Annotated in this window: 19 protein-coding genes and 1 pseudogene; 11 read left to right on the top strand and 9 right to left on the bottom strand. The window is 63.8% G+C overall.

Features of this window, described 5'->3' with window-relative positions; all coding sequences use genetic code 11:
* The first annotated feature begins 4 nt into the window (after nucleotides 1-4).
* The 5 genes from nuoJ to nuoN all read left to right on the top strand — a co-directional run bounded on the left by nuoJ (nucleotide 5) and on the right by nuoN (nucleotide 5,820).
* Nucleotides 5-616 carry an NADH-quinone oxidoreductase subunit J gene (gene nuoJ / locus C8E00_RS15745; protein WP_133698469.1) on the top strand — a complete coding sequence of 204 codons (612 nt, stop codon included), beginning with the start codon at nucleotides 5-7 and terminating at the stop codon, nucleotides 614-616.
* Nucleotides 613-921: an NADH-quinone oxidoreductase subunit NuoK gene (nuoK, locus tag C8E00_RS15740; RefSeq protein WP_133698468.1), complete on the top strand. Its 309-nt coding sequence runs from the start codon at nucleotides 613-615 to the stop codon at nucleotides 919-921. The genes nuoJ and nuoK overlap by 4 nt, the downstream gene beginning before the upstream one ends.
* Nucleotides 918-2,771 carry an NADH-quinone oxidoreductase subunit L gene (gene nuoL, locus C8E00_RS15735; RefSeq protein ID WP_133698467.1) on the top strand — a complete coding sequence of 618 codons (1,854 nt, stop codon included), beginning with the start codon at nucleotides 918-920 and terminating at the stop codon, nucleotides 2,769-2,771. Before nuoK ends, nuoL begins: the two co-directional genes overlap by 4 nt.
* 77 nt (nucleotides 2,772-2,848) lie before the next feature.
* Entirely contained in the window at nucleotides 2,849-4,390 is a 1,542-nt protein-coding gene (gene nuoM, locus C8E00_RS15730; RefSeq protein WP_133698466.1) for an NADH-quinone oxidoreductase subunit M, read from the top strand.
* The gene (gene nuoN, locus C8E00_RS15725; RefSeq protein WP_133698465.1) at nucleotides 4,387-5,820 is read left to right on the top strand and encodes an NADH-quinone oxidoreductase subunit NuoN; all 1,434 of its coding nucleotides are present in this window, start codon (nucleotides 4,387-4,389) and stop codon (nucleotides 5,818-5,820) included. Before nuoM ends, nuoN begins: the two co-directional genes overlap by 4 nt.
* A 31-nt stretch (nucleotides 5,821-5,851) precedes the next feature.
* Here nuoN and C8E00_RS15720 read toward each other — a convergent pair whose 3' ends face one another.
* Both C8E00_RS15720 and C8E00_RS15715 read right to left on the bottom strand, forming a co-directional pair.
* Nucleotides 5,852-6,670, bottom strand: coding sequence for an endonuclease/exonuclease/phosphatase family protein (locus tag C8E00_RS15720; RefSeq protein WP_133698464.1), 819 nt, complete (start codon nucleotides 6,668-6,670; stop codon nucleotides 5,852-5,854).
* Complete coding sequence (locus C8E00_RS15715) at nucleotides 6,663-7,295, bottom strand: thiol:disulfide interchange protein DsbA/DsbL (protein ID WP_133698463.1); 633 nt, start codon at nucleotides 7,293-7,295, stop codon at nucleotides 6,663-6,665. The genes C8E00_RS15720 and C8E00_RS15715 overlap by 8 nt, the downstream gene beginning before the upstream one ends.
* 249 nt (nucleotides 7,296-7,544) lie before the next feature.
* Between C8E00_RS15715 and yihA the strand changes: the two genes are divergently transcribed.
* Complete coding sequence (yihA, locus tag C8E00_RS15710; protein WP_133698462.1) at nucleotides 7,545-8,168, top strand: ribosome biogenesis GTP-binding protein YihA/YsxC; 624 nt, start codon at nucleotides 7,545-7,547, stop codon at nucleotides 8,166-8,168.
* A gap of 9 nt (nucleotides 8,169-8,177) precedes the next feature.
* Here the strand turns inward: yihA and C8E00_RS15705 are convergent, their stop codons facing one another.
* The 7 genes and pseudogenes from C8E00_RS15705 to argH all read right to left on the bottom strand — a co-directional run bounded on the left by C8E00_RS15705 (nucleotide 8,178) and on the right by argH (nucleotide 14,314).
* Nucleotides 8,178-8,903 carry an HAD family hydrolase gene (locus C8E00_RS15705; protein ID WP_133698461.1) on the bottom strand — a complete coding sequence of 242 codons (726 nt, stop codon included), beginning with the start codon at nucleotides 8,901-8,903 and terminating at the stop codon, nucleotides 8,178-8,180.
* A 25-nt stretch (nucleotides 8,904-8,928) separates the two neighbouring features.
* Nucleotides 8,929-9,825, bottom strand: a complete 897-nt coding sequence (locus C8E00_RS15700; protein ID WP_133698460.1) for a tyrosine recombinase XerC — start codon at nucleotides 9,823-9,825, stop codon at nucleotides 8,929-8,931.
* Nucleotides 9,809-10,528, bottom strand: a complete 720-nt coding sequence (locus tag C8E00_RS15695) for a DUF484 family protein (protein WP_133698459.1) — start codon at nucleotides 10,526-10,528, stop codon at nucleotides 9,809-9,811. Before C8E00_RS15695 ends, C8E00_RS15700 begins: the two co-directional genes overlap by 17 nt.
* 75 nt (nucleotides 10,529-10,603) lie before the next feature.
* Nucleotides 10,604-11,437 carry a diaminopimelate epimerase gene (dapF, locus tag C8E00_RS15690; RefSeq protein WP_133698458.1) on the bottom strand — a complete coding sequence of 278 codons (834 nt, stop codon included), beginning with the start codon at nucleotides 11,435-11,437 and terminating at the stop codon, nucleotides 10,604-10,606.
* Entirely contained in the window at nucleotides 11,437-12,693 is a 1,257-nt protein-coding gene (lysA, locus tag C8E00_RS15685; protein ID WP_133698457.1) for a diaminopimelate decarboxylase, read from the bottom strand. Before lysA ends, dapF begins: the two co-directional genes overlap by 1 nt.
* 104 nt (nucleotides 12,694-12,797) lie before the next feature.
* Nucleotides 12,798-12,908, bottom strand: a pseudogene (gene lptM / locus C8E00_RS16760) (LPS translocon maturation chaperone LptM); the annotation flags it as partial.
* Nucleotides 12,908-14,314 (bottom strand): argininosuccinate lyase, encoded by a 1,407-nt coding sequence (gene argH / locus C8E00_RS15675; RefSeq protein WP_133698455.1) that lies wholly within the window; start codon nucleotides 14,312-14,314, stop codon nucleotides 12,908-12,910. The pseudogene lptM and the gene argH, both read right to left, overlap by 1 nt.
* 182 nt (nucleotides 14,315-14,496) lie before the next feature.
* Here argH and hemC point away from each other — a divergent pair, with 182 nt between their 5' ends.
* The 5 genes from hemC (at nucleotide 14,497) to C8E00_RS15650 (ending at nucleotide 20,536) form a co-directional block, all read left to right on the top strand.
* Nucleotides 14,497-15,441 carry a hydroxymethylbilane synthase gene (hemC, locus tag C8E00_RS15670; RefSeq protein WP_133698454.1) on the top strand — a complete coding sequence of 315 codons (945 nt, stop codon included), beginning with the start codon at nucleotides 14,497-14,499 and terminating at the stop codon, nucleotides 15,439-15,441.
* Nucleotides 15,438-16,193 carry a uroporphyrinogen-III synthase gene (locus tag C8E00_RS15665; protein WP_133698453.1) on the top strand — a complete coding sequence of 252 codons (756 nt, stop codon included), beginning with the start codon at nucleotides 15,438-15,440 and terminating at the stop codon, nucleotides 16,191-16,193. The genes hemC and C8E00_RS15665 overlap by 4 nt, the downstream gene beginning before the upstream one ends.
* 44 nt (nucleotides 16,194-16,237) lie before the next feature.
* Entirely contained in the window at nucleotides 16,238-17,749 is a 1,512-nt protein-coding gene (locus C8E00_RS15660; protein WP_133698452.1) for a uroporphyrinogen-III C-methyltransferase, read from the top strand.
* Complete coding sequence (locus C8E00_RS15655) at nucleotides 17,746-18,975, top strand: heme biosynthesis HemY N-terminal domain-containing protein (protein WP_133698451.1); 1,230 nt, start codon at nucleotides 17,746-17,748, stop codon at nucleotides 18,973-18,975. The genes C8E00_RS15660 and C8E00_RS15655 overlap by 4 nt, the downstream gene beginning before the upstream one ends.
* Before the next feature lie 199 nt (nucleotides 18,976-19,174).
* Nucleotides 19,175-20,536 (top strand): NCS2 family permease, encoded by a 1,362-nt coding sequence (locus tag C8E00_RS15650; RefSeq protein WP_133698450.1) that lies wholly within the window; start codon nucleotides 19,175-19,177, stop codon nucleotides 20,534-20,536.
* Nucleotides 20,537-20,628 lie beyond the last annotated feature (92 nt).

Genomic DNA, 20,628 nt, shown 5'->3' with positions numbered 1-20,628 from the left:
CACCATGGAAATCGCCTTCTATCTCAGCGCCGTGGTTGCCGTGCTCGCGACGCTTGGGGTGGTCACCGGGCGGCACCCGGTACATGCCTTGCTTTACCTGATCGTCTCGCTGATCGCGGTGGCGATGGTGTTCTTTGCGCTGGGGGCGCCTTTCGCCGGAGCGCTGGAAATCATCGTTTACGCTGGCGCGATCATGGTGCTGTTCGTGTTCGTGGTGATGATGCTCAACCTCGGCGAGTCGACCGCGCAGCAGGAGCGTACCTGGCTGCGCTTGCGTACTTGGCTGGGGCCGGCGGTGCTGAGCGGTGTCTTGCTGCTGGTGCTGTTGGCGACGCTGATCGGGGCCGACGTGGATGGTCGTATCCACGGCGATACACTGACGGCCAAGGCCGTGGGCTCGTTGCTGTTCGGGCCTTACCTGATCGTCGTCGAGCTCGCCGCGATGCTGTTGTTGGCGGCGCTGGTGGTGGCGTCTCATCTGGGGCGCGGAGAGACGCAGGAAGAGGCGCGTGCCGTCCGTCAGGTGCCGAGCAAACGCACTGCGGATGGCCGCGGACGCGCTGCGAGCGAGCGCTCGCTCGGCCATGATACCTCAAGCGAGGAGAGTTCACGATGAATGGCGTTCCCATGGAACACGGCCTGATCCTGGCGTCGATCCTTTTCGCGCTGGGGCTGGCGGGGCTGATGGTGCGTCGCAACATGCTGTTCGTGCTGATGAGCCTGGAAATCATGATGAATGCGGCGGGGCTCGCCTTCATCGTCGCGGGGACGCGCTGGGGCCAGCCGGATGGTCAGGTGATGTTCCTGCTGGTGATCACCCTGGCGGCGGCCGAGGCAAGCGTCGGGTTGGCGCTGTTGTTACAGCTCTACCGGCGCTTCAAGACCCTTGATATCGATGCGGCAAGCAGGTTGCGCGGATGAATCTACTCACATTGACATTTTTGTTCCCCTTGTTGGGGTGTCTGGTCCTGGCGCTGGGCGGAGACCGCCTGTCGCTGCGCGGCGCGGCGACGGTGGGCGTCACCGCGCTGGGGTTGGCGGCGGCCTCGACCGTGTGGGTGGGTCTCGATTTCCTGGCACACGGCTCGGCGGCGCAAGTCATGACGCTGTGGACCTGGATCGAGGTGGGCGATTTCCAGCCGGCGATGGGGCTGCTGGTCGATGGGTTGTCGCTGACGATGCTCGGCGTGATCACCGGCGTGGGCTTCCTCATCCATCTGTTCGCGGCATGGTATATGCGCGGCGAGACGGGGGTGCGCCGCTTCTATGCCTACATGAACCTGTTCGTGTTCAGCATGGTGTTGCTGGTCTTGGGCGACAACTTGCTGCTGCTGTATCTGGGCTGGGAAGGCGTTGGCCTGTGCAGTTACTTGTTGATCGGCTACTACTACCATGACTCGGCCAATGGCTGGGCGGCCTTCAAGGCCTTCCTGGTGACGCGTATCGGCGATGTGCTGATGGCGATCGGGCTGTTCATCCTGTTCGTCGAGTTGGGCACATTGGATATTCAGACACTGCTGGTGCGAGCGCCGCAGGTCTGGGCGCGCGGTGACCTGATGATCGAGCTGGCCACGCTGATGCTGCTCGGCGGGGCGCTGGGCAAGTCTGCACAATTGCCCTTGCATACCTGGCTGGCCGATGCCATGGCCGGCCCTACCCCGGTGTCGGCGTTGATTCATGCGGCGACCATGGTGACGGCTGGGGTGTACTTGATCGCACGCATGCATGGCCTGTTCCTGCTGGCGCCGGACGTGCTGACGCTGGTCGGTTGGATCGGTGCGCTGACGCTGCTGATGGCGGGTTTCGCCGCGTTGGCGCAGACCGACATCAAACGGGTGCTGGCCTATTCGACGATGAGTCAGATCGGCTACATGTTCCTCGCTCTGGGCGTAGGGGCCTTCGATGCGGCGATCTTCCACCTGATGACCCACGCCTTCTTCAAGGCGCTGCTGTTCCTCTCGGCGGGGTCGGTGATCGTCTCCTGCCATCACGAGCAGGACATGCGTCGCCTGGGTGGATTGTGGCGCAAGTTGCCGCTGGCCTATGCCGGATTCGTGGTCGGCGGCTCGGCGCTGGCGGCGTTGCCGCTGGTAACGGCCGGCTTCTATAGCAAGGACGAAATTCTCTGGGAGGCGCTGGCCTCCGGTCATATCGGCCTGCTGCTGGCGGGGCTGGTCGGGGCGCTGCTGACCGCGCTGTATACCGTGCGTTTGATCATCGGCACCTTCCACGGCCAGCCGGGAAGCGAGCATAGCCGTCACGCCGAAGGTGGGCGCGGTCTGGTGCATGGTCTGCCATTGGTCGTGCTGATCGTGCTCTCGACGCTGGTGGGGGCCTGGATTCATCCGCCGCTCGACGAAGTACTGCCGGCGAGTCCTGGCGCGACGCAGGAAGCCGGCCGCCATGCGCTGGAGATCGTGGCCATGCTGGTGGCCGTGGGCGGCGTGGCCGTGGCGCTGTGGCTGTTCGCGTGGCGACGTGAGCGGGTGGCGCGTCTGGTCGCGCTGCCGGCAGGCGCGCGGCTGTGGCGCTTGTGGCATCACGCCTGGGGCTTCGATGCCTTCTACGATGTGGTGCTGGTCAAACCGTTCCGAGGCTTGGTGTGGCTGTGGCGTAGCGATTGGATCAATGGGTTGTGCAATCTGGTGCCGTTGCTGGCGCGCGGTCTGCGCTGGCTGTTGACGCGATCTCAGACGGGGCGGCTGCGCCACTATGCCGTTTCGATGACGCTGGGCGCGACCGTGGTGCTGATCTTCCTGGCTGTGGGGTAAGCGATGTACGACTTGAAGCAAGACACCGGTGGCGCGGATAGCAGGCAAACGTGGCAAGTTGAGGGGGCACGGCGCTGATGACTCTTGTCTGGTTGATTCTGATTCCCTTCATCGGCGGGTTGCTGTGCTGGCAAGCCGAGCGTTTCGGCGAGCAGCCGCCACGCTGGATTGCCCTGGGCACCATGCTGCTCGAACTGGCCTTGGTACTGGGCGTTTGGTGGCACGGCGACTACGGCTTGAACGCCGTGCAGGGTGCCTCGGATTGGGTTCTCGAGTGGCGCGCGGACTGGATTCCCCGCTTCGGGATCGAGGTCCACCTGGCGCTGGATGGCTTGTCGCTGATCATGATCGCGCTCACTGGTCTGCTCGGGGTACTGGCGGTGGTGTGTTCGTGGCATGAGATCTCGCGGCGCATCGGCTTTTTCCACCTCAACCTGTTGTGGATTCTCGGCGGTGTGGTGGGGGTCTTCCTGGCCATCGACTTGTTCCTGTTCTTCTTCTTCTGGGAGATGATGCTGGTGCCCATGTACTTCCTGATCGCGTTGTGGGGCCACAGCGGTTCCACGGGCAACACGCGGATTCAGGCGGCGACGAAATTCTTCATCTATACCCAGGCCAGCGGGCTGCTGATGCTGGTGGCCATCCTCGGCTTGGTCTTCGCGCACCATGCCGCTACCGGGGAATACAGCTTCAGCTATGAAGCATTGCGCCACACGGCGCAGAATGAACTCTCTCCGCAGATGGCATGGTGGCTGATGTTGGGCTTTTTCATCGCCTTCGCGGTCAAGATGCCGGTGGTGCCGCTGCATGGATGGCTGCCCGACGCGCATGCTCAGGCGCCTACCGCAGGCAGTGTCGACCTGGCGGGAATCCTGCTCAAGACCGCTGCCTACGGCATGCTGCGTTTCGCCTTGCCGCTGTTTCCCGAGGCCTCCCAGGCTTTCGCGCCGATCGCGATGGGGCTTGGCATTCTGGGGATCTTCTACGGCGCGATACTGGCCTGTGGTCAGCAGGACCTGAAACGTCTGGTGGCCTATTCCAGCATTTCCCACATGGGGTTCGTGTTGATCGGCATCTACAGTGGCACCGAGCTGGCGCTGCAGGGTGTGGTAGTGCTGATGGTGGCCCATGCCTTCTCGGCTTCCGGGCTATTCATTATCAGTGGCCAGCTCTACGAGCGTCTGCATACCCGCGACATGCGCCTGATGGGTGGCCTGTGGGGCCGCATCAAGGGCCTGCCGGGGATTGCGCTGTGCTTCGTGGCGGCCTCGATGGGCATCCCGGGGACGGCCAATTTCGTGGGAGAGTTCCTGGTGCTGTTTGGCACCTTCGGTACCTGGCCCTGGGTGGTCGTGGTCGCCAGTGGTGGTTTCGTACTGGCGGCGATCTATTCGCTCTTCATCATGCAACGCGTCTACTTCGGCCCGGCCAAGGAAGACACGCCGCTGGGTGGGCTCGATGTCCGCGAAACCGTGATGATGCTCGGCCTGCTGGTCCTGGTATTGTGGGTCGGTCTCTATCCCGGCCCATTGCTGGATACCTCGGAGGCGGCGATGCAAAACGTTGAGCGCATCATGACGCTGGAAGAAACGCCTGCCATGCCTGAGGAGACGCCATGACGTCGCTGCTTGCTCTTTCACCATTGATCCTCGTCTGCGCCACGGCCATCGTCGTCATGCTGACCATTGCGTGGCGTCGGTGTTATGACCTGACGGCCACGTTGACCGTGATCGGTCTCAACCTGGCGCTGGCGGCCCAGCTTGTGGCCTGGTGGCAGGCACCACATGACGTGACGTCGCTGATGACGGTGGATGGCCTGTCGATCTTCGGTGGTGTGCTGATTCTCGTCGCTACGCTGGCCTGCGCCACCCTGGGCCATGCTTACCTCGAAGGCGCGCGCGGTCCACGCGAGGAGTACTACCTGCTGCTGTTATGTGCTGCCGCTGGCGGGATCGCTCTGGTCAGCAGTCGTCACTTGGCCGCGTTGTTCTTCGGCCTGGAACTGTTGTCGATGCCGCTTTATGGCATGTTGGCCTATACCTACCGTGAACGTGGGGCACTGGAAGCGGGCATCAAGTACATGGTGCTTTCCGCGGGGGCCTCCGCCTTCTTGCTGTTCGGCATGGCGCTGCTGTATGCGCGTACCGGGCACCTCGATTTTGCCGGACTGGGCGGGGCACTGGCCTCGGCAGGCGGCGATGGGTGGCTGCTGGCCGGCATGGGCATGATGCTCATTGGTCTGGGTTTCAAGCTGTCCATCGTGCCGTTCCATCTCTGGACGCCGGACGTCTATGAAGGCAGTCCCGCCCCGGCGGCCACCTTCCTGGCGTCGGCCAGCAAGGTGGCGGTGTTGATAGTCTTGCTGCGCCTGCTGCAATCCGCCCCGGCGGCCCAGGATGCCTGGTTCCACAGCCTGCTCGCCGTACTCGCCTTCGTGACGATGCTGGTCGGCAACCTGCTGGCGTTGATGCAGCAGGACCTCAAGCGCCTGCTGGGCTATTCCTCGATTGCGCATTTTGGCTATTTGCTGGTGGCGTTGGTGATCAACGACGGTCTGGCGGTGGAGACCGCAGGCCTCTATCTGGTGACCTACGTGGTGACGACGCTGGGCGCGTTCGGCGTAGTGACGTTGCTGTCGAGCCCTTACGGCGGCGCCGATGCCAGTCGTCTGCATCATTATCGGGGCTTGTTCTGGCGGCGCCCCTATCTGACCGCTGTGCTGACGGTCATGATGCTGTCGCTGGCGGGGATTCCCTTTACGGCCGGTTTTATCGGCAAGTTCTACATCGTCGCGGTGGGGGTCGAAGCCAGTCGCTGGTGGTTGGTCGGCGCCGTGGTAGCGGGGAGCGCCATCGGGCTTTACTACTATCTGCGCGTGATGGTGACGCTGTTTCTGCCCGAACCAGGCATGCAGCGGCGTGACGCTACCACGGACTGGGCACAGCGCGCCGGTGGCGTGGTAGTGCTGGCGTTGGCGGCCCTGGTCGTGCTGTTGGGTGTCTATCCCGCGCCGATGATCGAGTGGGTGCGGCTCATGGCCACGACCTGAGCGTTGTCCTGTTGTCGAGCCGGTACCGTGCTCATGAGTCGCGATGGGTGTCGCTCATGCTGCGCAGGCAGGCGGTGGGCAGTTGAATGTCGACCGCCACCGGCAAGTGGTCGGAAAACAAGCGATCGAGCACCTCGAAGCGCTCGGCGTGCAATGCCTCGGAGATCAGGATGTGGTCGAGGGCCCGGCGTGGTTGCCAGGCCGGATACGACAGCGGCATCGCCACAGGGTGCAGCGGTAGCGCATGGCAGAAGCGCTGGTGCGCTTTGATCTGGTCCGGTGTGCAATTGAGATCCCCCATGACCACCACATGCCGCAATGGCTGAATGATCTCGCTCAAGTAGTCGAGTTGCCGGGTACGTGTGCGATGTCCGAGTGCCAGGTGCGCGACGACCAGGTGCAGGGCATCGGGGCCCTCGCCGAAGCGTGCATGCATGGCACCACGCCCCGGGAGGGTGCCGGGCAGACGATACTCGTTCACTTGATGCGGCGTCAGGCGCGACAGCAGGCCGTTGCTGTGTTGGGCGACACGTCCCAGATTGCGATTGAGCTGCTGGTAGTAGTGAGGAAACTCGGCCCGTGCGGCGAGATACTCGACCTGATTGACGTGCCCCGAGCGGAAACTCCCGCCATCGACCTCCTGGAGGCCGACGATATCGTAGTCGCGTAGCATGTCGGCGATCAGGTCGAGCCGTCCCTGGCGCTTGGGATGTGGCAGCACGTGCTGCCAACTGCGGGTGAGATAATGGTGATAGGCCGACGTATGAATGCCGACCTGCAGGTTGCAGGTCAGCAGACGCAACGAGCGGGGCGCCCGCGAAGCAGGCGCCGCGGCGGTGGCATTACTCATTGCGTTCGCTGCGTACCTTGTCGATCAGGGCGCTGGCGATCTTGGGCATGTTCTCCAGCGAACCGGCACTTCTCGGCGAGATGACATAACGCCCGTCGACGACCAGTGCGGGCACCCCCATGATCTTGTAGGCACGCATCTTGGCGTTGGCTTGATTGAGTTGGCTCTTCACGCCGAAGGAATCGAGTGCCTCGAGCGCCTCTTCCTTGCTGACGCCGTAATGCGTAAAGAATTCGGCGATATCGTTGGGTGCGGTGAGGCGTTGGCCCTGTTCGTGAATGGCAGCGAAGAAATCGCTGTGCATTTGCTTCTGAATGCCGAGCGCCTTGGCGGCATAGAAGGCGCGCGCATGCTGGGTCCAGGTATCGCCCATGGTGGCCGGAATGCGCTGGAAGACCACGTCATCGGGGAGCTTGTCGACCCAGGCATTGAGCGGCTTTTCGAGGGCGTAGCAGTGCGGGCAGCCGTACCAGAACACTTCGTTGACCTCGATCTTGCCGTCCGGCACCGCGGTTTTCACCGGTTCGTCCAGGACCTTGTAATCCTCTCCCGCGACGGGTTCGGCGGCCATGACCAGCGTTGACATACTCAGGCCGGCGGCCAGTACCAACAACGATTTCAACATGCATCTCTCCTTGCCTTGCATAAACAGCAGAACACAAATGGTGGACGATCATCGCTCACCATGATGAAGGTTTGAGCCACATCCGCGAACAGGGTTCCCGAGCGGGTCAATGTGAACAGAGATATTAGTGATACCACCTCGACGGGCGCGATGGAAAGAGCGCGACGCCCACGCAATGATACACTGTGCCGCAACCGTCCTTCATGGATCATTCGCCGCTCGTGGGCGGCAGCTCAGTCGAGAACCAACATGCAAGATGGCAAGATCAATTACCAGACCGCGCGTTTTTTGACCAGTGCGCCGCGTCTAGCCCTGTGTCCCGCTGATACAGGGGCGGAGGTGGCGTTCGCGGGCCGTTCCAATGCCGGTAAATCGAGCGCTATCAACACGCTCACCCGGCAGAAGTCGCTGGCACGGACCTCCAAGACGCCGGGACGCACGCAACTGATCAATTTCTTCACCCTCGAGAATGATGAGACGCATCGGCTGGTCGACCTGCCCGGGTATGGTTTCGCCAAGGTGCCGGATCAGGTCAAGCTGGAGTGGCAGCGCCACTTGAGCGAATACTTGTACGAGCGCGAAGCGCTCAGGGGGCTGATGCTGGTCATGGACGTGCGTCATCCGTTGAGCGAGTTCGATCAGATGATGCTGGGCTGGGCCGACGAGAGAGCGATGCCCGTGCACATCCTGTTGACCAAGGCTGACAAGCTCAAGCCCGGAGCAGCCAAGTCGTCGCTGCTGGCGGTGCGTCGCCAGCTCGCCGACTGGGAAGATCTGGTCAGCGTGCAGTTGTTCTCGGCGCTCAAGCGTCAAGGCGTCGATGAGGCATGCACGCGCATGGATGCCTGGCTATGCGAGCCGGATATCGTGTGACGCGCAAGCCTAGGATGTCAGGCGCGTGAGCAGTGCGGGGAGCTCACGCACGTGGGTCAGCCGGTGCACGCCGGGGGGTAGGTCGTGCGGGGCTTCGTTCTTGGCGTCGATCCAGGCCACCTGCATGCCCAGGCGCTGCGCGGGCAGCACATCCTCGCGCCAGGAGTCGCCCACATGGAGGCCCTGCGATGGCTGAGCACCGAGGCGTGCCAATGCTGCGAGGAAGGCACGTGGGTCAGGCTTGGGGGCATGCAGTTCGCCCGCGGCGATCATCGCGCTGAAGTGCTCGGCGAGGTCCAGGCGCTTGAGATCGGCGTTGCCGTTGGTGATCGCGGCGATCCGGTAGCGCTGGCGCAGTGTATCGAGCATGGCCACGACTCCGGGATAGGGCGTGAGGTCATGGCGCAGGTCGAGGAAATGCGCGATGGCGTGCGCCGCCCACAAGCGTGCCCGGAGCCGAGGTAGCCCGTAGGCTTCCACCATCTCGAACAAGGCGCGTTCACGAACCCAGGTGAAGTCGCCGCGTTTGAGCGGAAAGCGCCGCGCCACGTCGAGGCGGTGCTGCTGATACGCGTGCAAGGGGTAATGGGTGATGAACGCGTGACCGACCTCCGGAGAGCTGTCGGCAAGGGCGTCGCTGAGCCATTGGTAATGACCGGCTTCGGCACGCTCGAGGACGGGGCGGTTATCCCACAGGGTGTCGTCAAGGTCGAAGGTCAGCGCAGTAATCGCCATGAGGCATCCTCCGCAGTGGTGGGTATCAGGTATCGTCCGCTGGCGCGCGACGCCGGGCGCGCGGGTGGGCCTGATCGTAGGCGTCGGCGAGGTGCTGCCAGTCGAGCCGGGTATAGACCTGCGTCGTGGATAGATTGGCATGCCCCAACAGTTCCTGAACGGCGCGCAGATCCTGACTCGATTCGAGCAGATGGCTGGCGAAGGAGTGCCGCAGGCGATGCGGATGCAGGTGCTCGGGCAGGCCGCGCTCGCGAGCAAGGTGCGCGAGCCGCTTCTGTACCGCGCGATGCCCGAGCCGGACGCCGCGTTGACCGACGAACAGCGCGCGCTCCTGGGCATCGGCGAGTTGCCCACGGACCTTGAACCATGCCGCCAACGCCGCCTGGGCACGCCTGCCAAGAGGCATCTGGCGCGGCTTGCCGCCCTTGCCCATGACCCGCACACGCCGCGTCTCTAGATCGGTGACATCCAGCGCCGTCAACTCCGCCAAGCGTAGCCCGCAGGAATAGAACAGTTCCAGCATGGCCTGATCGCGCACCCCGAGCGGGGTCTCGTCGTGGGGAGTGTCCAGAAAGCGCGATAACTGATCGACATCCACCGGGCGTGGCAGGTGCTGAGGCTGGCGCGGGGCCTGGGTCAAGGCCACGGGGTTGTGTTCAAGCACGCCGCTGCGCACCAGATGATCGGCGAAGCGCGAGAGCGCGGCGCGGCGTCTGGCGAGACTGCGTGGGGCCAGGCCGCGGGTGCGCTCGGCGCCCAGGAAGCGACGCACCAGGGCGACATCCAGCGTGGCCCAGTCGTCGATCTCCTGCGCTTCGAGGAAATGCACCAGCGCGACCAGGTCGCGCCGATAGGCGTCCAGCGTCGCGGGGCTCGCATGTCCCGCCAGCCCGCGCAGGAAATCTTCAATCGCGGCGTGCATGTGCGGTATCCAGCCGGATCAGCAAGCGCCCGATGATTTCCCCGAGGTAATCGGTGAACAAGGTGTCGAGCGTGGCACGGAAGTGCTCGCTCTCCTGGCTGGCGAGCAGCAGATAACCAAGGGGTTCGCCCATGGTCAGGCGAGTGACGGCGCACGAACCGCTGCTTTCGGGAGCGGTGGTATGCGGAAGGAGTTTACGCCACGCGTTTCGCGAGAGCTGGGTGCAGCGGCTGTTGTGGCCGTCGAGCAGGTCGTCCAAGGCTTCTTGCGCAGGCGCATCGAGTGGGAAGCGCGGTGGCTGTACCGTGTCGGCATCCTGCGGCGTGTGCAGCCATAGCGCGACGGCCTGGGTGCGGAAGCGCTCGCTGAGCTGGGTCGACAGGGCCTCGCCCAGCGCATCGATACTTTCCGCCTCGAGCAGTGCCAGGATCAACGAGCGTGTGCGTTGGTACTGCGCCTCGTTATGGCGTGCCGTTTCCAGCAAGTGTTCGAGGCGCCATTCGGCGGTTTCGGCACGTTCGCGCAAGTCATGCACGAGACGCTCGAGCAGCGAAATCGCGCCCTGAGTCTGGGGGTGCGGTACCTTGAGCTGTTGTAGCAGTCCCTCTCGGCCGACGAAGAAGTCGGGATGACGGGCCAGCCAATGCGCGACACGCTCGGGGTCGAGCGTCGTGCGCGGCTCGGGCGCCTGGGCTTGGGACATGCGTATGTTCTCCTGTGTTTCCGTCTGGCGTACCGTGTCGTTGTTTGAAGGTGCTCCGGGCACTCGGCAAGGCGGCTAAGGTAGTGCGATACGCCCCTCGAAGACGCTGGTGGCGGGGCCGATCATGACCATGGGCGCGTCCTCGGCGGGCCATTCCAAGGTTAGCGTGCCGCCGGGTAGATGAACATCGACGGGACTCTCGAACAACCCGCGCCGGATGCCGTTGGCCACTGCCGCGCAGGCCCCGGTGCCGCAGGCCAGTGTTTCGCCGCTGCCACGTTCGAAGACGCGCAGGCGCGCTTCGTGACGCGAGACGACCTGCAGGAAGCTCACATTGACACGCCGGGGGAAGCGGACGTGATGTTCGATGAGCGGGCCCAGGCGTGCCACCGGCGCGGTAGCGACATCGTCGACCACCAGGATGGCGTGAGGGTTGCCCATCGAAACGACACCGATCTCCCAGCGTGCGTCGTCGACCTCGAGGGTATGCGTGGGCGTATCGGCCGCAGCGTCGAAGGGCACTGCCTCGGGGCCGAAACGCGGCACGCCCATGTTCACGCGCACGCGCTCGTCTTCCTCGACGCGAAGCGTCAGGGGCCCGGCCTGGGTTTCGACGTGAATCTCGCGCTTGTGGGTCAGGCGCGCCTCGCGCACGAAACGCGCGAAGCAGCGGGCGCCATTGCCACAGTTCTCCACCTCGTGGCCGTCGGCATTGAAGATGCGATAGCGGAAATCCATCTCCGGATCACGCGGCGGTTCGACCAGCAGCAACTGGTCGAAACCGACGCCGAGATGACGATCGGCCAGTTGCCGGATGCACGTGGTGTCGAGCCGTGCCCGCTGGGTGACCAGATCGACGACCATGAAGTCGTTGCCGAGCCCGTGCATCTTGGTGAAATGCAGCAGCATCAGGAGGTCTCCGCCAAGCGATGCTCGCCCGCCCACAAGGCGTCGAGCGTCTCGCGTTCACGCACCACGCGAGCGCTATCGCCGTCGACCATGATCTCGGCGGGGCGCGGTCGGCTATTGTAGTTGGAGGCCATCACGAAGCCGTAGGCGCCGGCCGAGCGCACCGCGAGCAGGTCGCCCGGCGCGATGGCCAGTTCGCGTGCCTTGCCCAGGAAATCGCCGGTTTCGCAGACCGGGCCGACGATATCGTAGACCGCCGTCTCGCGTGCCTGCCGGGTATCGACCGGGACGATGCGCTGCCAGGCCTGGTACAGCGCAGGACGAATCAAGTCGTTCATGCCCGCGTCGACGATGGCGAAGTGCTGGGTCTCGCCGGGCTTCAAATATTCGACCCGGGTGAGCATGACGCCGGCATTGGCGGCGATCGAACGGCCCGGTTCGAACAGCAGCGTCAGGTCGCGGCCATCGAGCCGCTCGAGCAGGGCACGGGCGTAGTCGTAGGGCGCCGGCGGCTGCTCATCCTGGTAAGGCACGCCGAGGCCGCCGCCCAGATCGAGGTGCTCGATGGTAATGCCCGCCGCATGCAGGCGATCGAGGAGCACCAGCAGACGATCCAGTGCGTCGAGAAAGGGCGAAAGCTCGGTGAGCTGCGAACCGATGTGGCAGTCCAGGCCGACAACCTCAAGGTTAGGCAGTTCGGCGGCCCGCTGATAGACGGCGAAGGCGTCGTCGACGGCGATGCCGAACTTGTTGGCCTTGAGGCCGGTGGAGATGTAGGGATGGGTTCGAGCATCGACGTCGGGATTGACGCGCAGCGAGACCCGCGCCACCTGACCGCACTCGCCCGCGACCTGGTTGAGGCGTTCGAGCTCGGGCAGCGATTCCACGTTGAAGCACTTGATGCCCACGTTCAGCGCGCGGGCCATTTCGCCGGCCTGCTTGGCGACACCGGAAAACACCACCTTGGCGGGGTCGCCGCCGGCGGCCAGCACACGTTCCAGCTCGCCCTGGGAGACGATGTCGAACCCCGCGCCGAGGCGTGCCAGCAGGTCGAGCACGGCGAGATTGGCATTGGCCTTCACCGCGTAGCAGATCAGGTGCGGATGCTCGCCCAGCGCCTCGCTATAGGCCTTGAAGTGGCGGGTGAAGGTCGCCCGTGAATACACGTAACAGGGCGTGCCGAAGCGCTCGGCGATATCGGCCAGCGGGACGTCTTCAGCGTAGAGCTGGCCGTCGCGGTAGTTGAAGTGATCCATCGTCAGCCTGCGTCGCTTTCGGGTTGTGGCGGAGTGGCGTCGTCTTCGCCGCTGGCGTCGGAATCGGCGGCGTCATCGTTTTCGTAAGCGCCTGCGGGATCGTACTGCTCGCTGGCCTGTTCGTCATCCGGCATGTAGAGCGGCCCCTTCTGGCCGCAGCCGGCGAGCGTGAACACGGCAAGGCCCAAGATGGCCAACATGGGAAGTAAGCGCATCATGCCTCCTGTTGCAGCGTGGCGAGCGCGTCGCGGGCGCGTTGGGCGGCGGCGCGCACCTGATCCGGCGCGGTGCCGCCGATGTGATTGCGCGCCGCCACCGAACCTTCCAGCGTCAGCACCTCGAAGACGTCGGCCTGGATCGCGTCGGAGAACTGGCGCAATTCGTCGAGGGACATCTCCGAGAGGTCCTTCTGCTCGCGCAGGCCCAGCGCCACGGCTTGACCGACGATTTCGTGGGCATCGCGAAAGGCCACGCCGGCACGCACCAAGTAGTCCGCCAGGTCGGTGGCGGTGGAGAAGCCCTTGCGCGCCGCCTCGAACATGTTGTCCTGCTTGGCTTCGATGGCCGGTATCATGTCGGCGAACGCCTTGAGGCAGCCCTGCACGGTGTCGAGGGTGTCGAACAGCGGTTCCTTGTCTTCCTGATTGTCCTTGTTGTAAGCCAGTGGCTGCGACTTCATCAGCGTCAAAAGGCCCATCAGGTGACCATAGACGCGGCCGGTCTTGCCGCGTACCAGCTCGGGGACGTCCGGGTTCTTTTTCTGCGGCATGATCGATGAGCCGGTGCAGAAGCGGTCGGGCAGATCGATGAAGTCGAACTGGGCGCTGGTCCACAGCACCAGTTCCTCGCTCATGCGTGACAGGTGCATCAACAGTACGCTGGCGAAGGCACTGAATTCGATGGCGAAATCACGATCGCTGACCGCATCCAGGCTGTTCTCGGCGGGGCGCTCGAAGCCCAGCAGCTCGGCCGTGACGTGCCGGTCGATGGGGTAGGTGGTGCCGGCCAGTGCGGCGGCACCCAACGGCATCACGTTGACGCGCTTGCGGCAGTCCAGCAGGCGTTCGTGATCGCGGGCGAGCATTTCCTGCCAGGCCAGCAGGTGATGGCCGAAGCTCACCGGCTGGGCGGTCTGCAAATGCGTGAAGCCAGGCATGATGGTGTCGGCCTCGCGGGTGGCGAGTTCGATCAACCCCTCGCGCAGGCGGGCAAGCTCGGCCGCGACGACATCGATTTCGTCACGTAGATAAAGCCGGATGTCGGTGGCGATCTGGTCGTTGCGCGAGCGCCCGGTATGCAGCTTCTTGCCGGTGACGCCGATCTTCTCGGTCAGCCGGGCCTCGATGTTCATATGCACATCTTCGAGTTCCACGGACCAGGGAAACTGCTCGGCTTCGATTTCCCGTTCGACCTCGCCGAGGCCTTGCACGATGGCTGCGCGTTCTTCGGCAGTGAGCACGCCGACGCGCTCGAGCATGGTGGCATGCGCGATGGAGCCGCGAATGTCGTGATGATAGAGGCGCCGGTCGAAGTCGACCGAGGCCGTGAAGCGCGCCACGAAGGCGTCGGTGGGCTCGCTGAAGCGTCCGCCCCAGGATTGGTTGGTCGTAGTATTGCTCATCGGGCGTGGCGTCCTGCTTGGTCGAGATGGTGATGCCCCGAGTGTACCAGAGTCGTCGCCGCTGGCGAGGTGGAGCAGGGCATGGGAACGCTGGGGGCGGGATTTTTCCTCGACCGAGGACTGCTTTATGATGATGGTTATCCCTGCCGTTGAATCGGCGCGCGCCCATCGAGGAGAGTCCAATGCCCGCCATGCAGACACTGCGCATCGCCACCCGACAGAGCCGACTTGCGTTATGGCAGGCCGAGCATGTCAAGGCTCGACTGATGGCACTACATCCAGGGCTCGAGGTGGAGTTGGTCGCCCTGACCACGCGCGGCGACAAGATCCTTGATTCGCCGCTCTCAAAAGTGGGCGGCAAGGGGTTGTTCGTCAAGGAATTGGAAGAAGCGCTGCTCGACGGGCGAGCCGATATCGCCGTGCACTCGATGAAGGACGTGCCCATGCACTTCCCCGAGGGGTTGGGGCTATCGGTGATTCTGGAAAGCGGCGCGCCCACGGATGCTTTCGTCTCCAATGATTACGCGACTCTGGACGCCTTGCCCGAGGGCGTGCGTGTGGGGACGTCGAGCCTGCGACGGGGCCTGCAGGTCAAGGAGGCGCGCCCCGACCTCGAGGTGCTCAACCTGCGTGGCAACGTGCAGACCCGCCTGGGCAAGCTGGATAGCGGTGAGTTCGAAGCGATCATCCTGGCGACCTCGGGGCTCGAACGTCTCGAGCTTGGCCACCGCATCGCCCAGGAATTGCCGCCGGAAGTCAGCTTGCCGGCTTGCGGTCAGGGCGCGCTGGGCATCGAATGTCGCCATGACGATGAAACGCTGCTCGAGATCCTGGCGCCGCTCGATCACTCGCAGACGGCCACGCGAGTGCGTGCCGAACGTGCCATGAACACGCGACTGGACGGCGGTTGCCAGGTGCCCATCGGCGGCTATGCCGTGCTCGAGGATGGCGACCGCACGCTATGGCTGCGGGCGCTGGTCGGCGATCCGGATGGCTCGCATGTATTGCGCGCCGAAGGACGCGGTTCGGCTTCCGAGCCCGAGGCCTTGGGCGTGCGTATCGCCGAGTCGCTGCTCGAACAGGGGGCAGGCGAGATTCTCGCGGATATCTACGGCCAAGATGAATGAGCGCTGCGTCACGCATTCTGGTGACGCGCCCCGGCGAGGGCGGTGAACGGCTGGCCCAGGCCTTGTCGGAGGCGGGCTTCGTGCCCGTCCACCCGGGGTTGATGCACTTGCAGCCGCTCGCCGTCGATGAGGTTGCGCGCGGTGCCGTGCTGGATTTCGACCTCTACGACGTCGTGATCGTGACCAGCCCCTTCGCTGCCGAGTGCCTGGTCGATTGGCTCGACCGGTATTGGCCGCAATTGCCGCAGGGACCGCGCTTCTATGCGTTGGGCGTGGCCACGGCGGCCATGTTGCACCAGGGCCTGGGCATCAAGGCGAACGTGCCCGATCCCCATCGGGGCACGACCAGCGAAACGCTGTTGGCAATGCGCTCGTTGGCTCGGCTCGACGGCCAGCGTGTGCTGGTCGTCGGCGGAGTGGGTGGGCGCCAGACGCTAGCCCAGACGCTCGAGGCGCGTGGCGCGCGAGCCACCAAGCTGGCACTCTATCGGCGTGTTTACACTGCGCCGGATGAGACCGCCGCCGGTTGGTTGGCCAACGGTGATTTCACGGCCATGACAGTGACCAGTGGCGAATTGCTCGAGCATCTGGTTATCTGGTGCGGACAGGCGGCGTTGAATAAACCGCTCATCGTTTCCAGTCAGCGTTTGGCTACACTGGCAGACACGATGGGCTTTGCCTCGCTACACGTGGCGCAGGGTGCGACACCCGAGGCCTTGGTGACCGCCGTACAGGAAGTAGGCGATACGTGACGCGCCGACGTTGATCACGATGAGTTTGAAAAGGCTAGCGACACATGAGCAAACGACAGGATCAGGATGACAAGAACACGCCCACCTATGCGTCGACGTCCACCGATGAGACGTCTCAGTCGTCGGTCTCCTCCGAGACTCACCAGGTCGATGCCGACGGTCAGGTAGCCGACGAGACGCGCGGTGCCTCGGACAAGGCGGCGGATGCTGCGTCGTCCAAGGCATCGACGACCGGCCCTGCGGCGTCCCGGCCTGCCTCTGATGCGGCGTCGCCCACGTCAAGCGAGACGCCATCCGCAAGCGGCGCCTCGTCGTCCACCGCTAAAGGTGGCTCCAAGGCACAGCACGCAACGCCGGACAAGCCGGCCAAGGACGCAGGCAAGCCCAAGGCGGGGAGTGCCGCGCAGGCCAAGACACAGGCGTCGGCTAACGCTGGTGGTGCCGGCAATGGTACTTCGCCCCCTGCCGGGCCAACATCGCAAAGCGGCAGTGGCCGTGGCTTGGCGCTCGTGGCGCTGGTCGTTGCCGTGGTCGTGGCGATCGTCCTGGTGCTGGGGCTGGGATATGGCTGGAAACGCTTGCAGGCGCAGCAGACCCAGCAGGCCGAGTTGGCGAATACTGTTGACGCTAACGCCCAGGCCATCGAAAAGTTGCGTCAGCGTCTCGATCGGCGCGAACAGGCATTCGCGTCGCTGCGCGATGACTTCCAGGCATACCGCAAGGAGCTTGATGCGAACCTGGACAAGGTACTGGCCGAATTGGCCGAGGAGCAGGAGGCCGACCCACGCGAATGGCTGTATGCCGAGGCCGAGTACTTGTTACGGCTTGCCAATCAGCGCCTACGCCTCGAGCGTGACGTGCGTGGCGCCAAGGCGCTGCTCGAGACGGCCGACCAACGTTTGGCCAAGGCGGACAATCCGGCGCTGATTCCCGTGCGTCGGGCGATTCAGTCCGAACTGGCGGCGTTGGACTCGGTGCCCACGGTGGACCGCACCGGACTGTACCTGGCATTGATGGCGCAGCAGGAACAACTGGCGACGCTGCCCCTCGAACAGGAGGTCGAAGAGATGGCGGCACAAAAGGATGATCAGGCACCGCTCAAGGGCGGCTGGCGTGAACAGCTTGCCCAGCTCGGTGGCGAGCTCAAGGATCTCGTCGTCATACGCCGCCACGATGAAGCGCTGGAGGCTTTGGTGACGCCTGAGCAGGAGTCCTACCTACGCCAGAATGTGCGTCTCTTGCTCGAGCAGGCCCAGCTCGCCTTGCTCAAGGCTGAGCCCAAGCTCTATCAAGCGAGCCTCGGCAAAGCCATCACCCTGATCGAGCGCTATTACGATACCCAGCAGGAGGCGGTGAAGGCATCGCTCGAGCGCCTCGAGTCGTTGCGTGACAAGACCATTCGCCCCGAGCTGCCGGACATCAGCAAGTCCCAGCAGGCGCTCCAGAAGTTCATGGAGACGCGTTTACAGGACAACGGCGGCAATCGCGGTGAGGCGGTCCAGCAGAACGGTAACGGGACTGCGGCCAAACCGGGTGATGAAGGAGACAGCGCATGAGAAAGCTGATTCTTCTCATCGTCGTGGGGCTGGCCGTCGGGGCGCTGTTCGGCCAGCTAATGCAGTCGACGCCCGGGTACTGGCTGGTCCGGGTGGGTGACACCTCGCTTCAGACGTCGTTCTGGCTGGGGCTGGTGATACTGCTGGCGGTGTTTCTGGCCCTGCATTTCCTGCTGCGCGTCCTCCATCGGCTGCGTCGTCCGGTCAGCCGACTCAAGGTCTGGAACAGTCGCACGCGTAACCGCAATGCCATGAAGCGTACTGTGAGAGGCCTGGTGGCCCTGGCCGAAGGTCGCTGGAAGCGTGCCGAGAAAGACTTGGTCAAGGCGGCGGACGATTCCAGCACGCCGCTGGTCAATTATCTTTCCGCCGCATTGGCGGCGCATTACCAAGGGCGTTTCGACCACGCCGATACGCTGCTCAAACGCGCCCATCACAGCACCGAGGGGGCCGATAACGCGGTGGGCATGGTGCAGGCGCAACTGATGCTCGATCGCCAGCAGTTCGAGGAGGCGCTGGCGACGCTGACGCGCCTGGAAAAGCAGCTCCCCAACCATCCGCAGGTGCTCAAGCTGTTGCGCCAGGCCTACCTCAGCGTCAACGACTGGGAAGGGTTGCGCCATCTGCTACCCAAGCTCGACAAGCAGCAACTGATTACCGAAGAAGAACGTCGCGAGCTTGAACAGCGTGCCTATCGTGAGCTGATCCTTCAGGCGGTCCAGCGTCATCCCAATGCCGACGCCAACCGGGTGCCCAACCTATGGGCGGATATGCCCGACTATCTGCGCAGCGATGTCGAGCTGGTGGTGCTGTATACCGAGGCGCTGGTCAATGATGGCGAGGAAGCGATGGCCGAGCGTTTGCTGCGGCACTCCCTCAAGGAGCACTGGGATACGCGTCTGGTGCTGCGTTATGGTCTGCTCAACGTGGATGCCGGGCGTCAGCTGGCGTATGCCGAGAAATGGCTTCAGGAACGCCCCAATGATCCCGATTTACTACTGAGCCTGGGGCGTTTATCGTTACGCAACGCTTATTGGGGCAAGGCGCAGGAATACTTCGAAGCCAGTCAACGCCAGCGTCCCAGCGGGGTGGTATGTGCCGAGCTGGCGCGCCTCTACGCCAATCTGGGCGAGCATCAGAAGAGCCAGCTCTTCTACCGCCAGAGCGTGGAGCTGCTCGATCGCTCATTGCCAGCGTTACCCCAGCCTAGCGAACGTACACGCTAGCGAACGGTTTTTGCTCTCCTGGGCGCCTGCGGGCGCCCTTTTTTATCGTCCGTCATGAAGGGCGAGTTGCGGCCTGCAGGTGCCTTATCGGGGTGGCCTGTGGGCCGTTGATGTTTCTAGACTCTTGTCCAGTCGGTCAAAGTGTGGGTAACGTCAGGGCTTCCTTCATGACAACAATGATACACATAGGGAACACATCATGGCGCAGACCCCCCATCGACGTACTGCCACGTCATCGATGACGCAACAGGACAGCACTCTGGAGCGTTACTTCGGCATTCGCCGTTATGGTTCGACCTTGCGCACCGAATTACTGGCCGGCCTGGCGACCTTCCTGGCAGCGATGTACATCATCGTGGTCAACCCCTCGATCTTGAGCGATGCAGGGATTCCGTTCTCGGCAGGGCTTTCCGCGACGGTGCTGATCAGTTTCCTGAGCAGCCTGGCGATGGGGCTGTATGCACGAAATCCTATCCTCGTGGCGCCCGGCATGGGGATGAACGCGTTGTTTGCCTATACCCTGGTGCAGGGCGCGGGCCTGCCGTGGCAAGTGGCGCTGGGCTGTGTCTTCTGGTCCGGGGTACTGTTCGCCTTGCTGGCCTTTTTCAATGTGCGCAAGGCCATCGTCGAGGCGATTCCCGATTCGTTGCGTTTCGGGATTACCTGCGGGATCGGGTTGTTCATTACCTTCATCGGCTTCAAGAATGCGGGGTTCGTCGTCGATAATGGCGCGACGCTGGTTTCCCTGGGCGAACTGACGCCTGCGCTGATCACCTTCATCGCCGGGATGCTGCTGACCGCGATACTGGTCACGCTGCGCGTCAACGGTGCGCTGGTACTCGGTATCGTCATCACCACGTTGGTGGCGATACCGCTGGGGCGCCTCTGGGGGGCGGATGTGATCGTGGCCTGGAGCGGTCTGGCGGCATGGCCGGATTTCAGCGCCATGTGGCAGGTGGATCTATGGGGCGCGCTCCAGGTGGCTTATTGGCCGTTCATCTTCGTGATGCTGTTCACCAACTTCTTCGATGCGCTGTCATGCTTCCTGGCGCTCTCGGAAGCTGCCGATCTCAAGGATGACAAGGGGCAGCCGCGCAACCTCAAACGCTCGATGACCGTGGATGCCTTCGCCTCGATGATTGCCGCGCCGCTGGGGACCAGCGCCGCGCAGACCTTCATCGAGTCCGGTGTGGGGGTCGCCCAGGGCGGACGCACGGGTATCGTCGGCGTTGTCTGTGGTTTGTTGTTCCTGCCGTTCCTGTTCCTGTCGCCACTGCTGTCATTGGTGCCGGCCATCGCCACCGCACCGGCGCTGGTGATGGTCGGGGTATTCATGCTGGCGCCGGTGGGACGTATCGAGTGGCAGAAGATGGACCAGGCCTTCCCGGCGTTTCTGGCGATCATTGTCATGCCGCTGACGTATTCGATCACGCTGGGCATCGCCTTCGCCTTTCTGAGCTTCGTGGCGATCAAGCTGTGCACGGGACGCCTGACCGAGATCAAGCCTGCCATGTGGGTGACGGCAGTACTCTGCGCGATCATGCTGGTAACGACGCAATAAGCCGTTGAGCGATCATGGCTGCCCCCGGTGTCCCCGAGGGCGGCCGTGACCGAGAAAGGCCGTGACCGAAAAAAGGGCCGCCCCGGCAGGGC

It is taken from the genome of Chromohalobacter marismortui, from assembly GCF_004364315.1.
Lineage (GTDB): Bacteria > Pseudomonadota > Gammaproteobacteria > Pseudomonadales > Halomonadaceae > Chromohalobacter > Chromohalobacter marismortui.
Note: the sequence above shows the minus strand (reverse complement) of the source record. Positions and strands in the feature narration are given on the sequence as shown.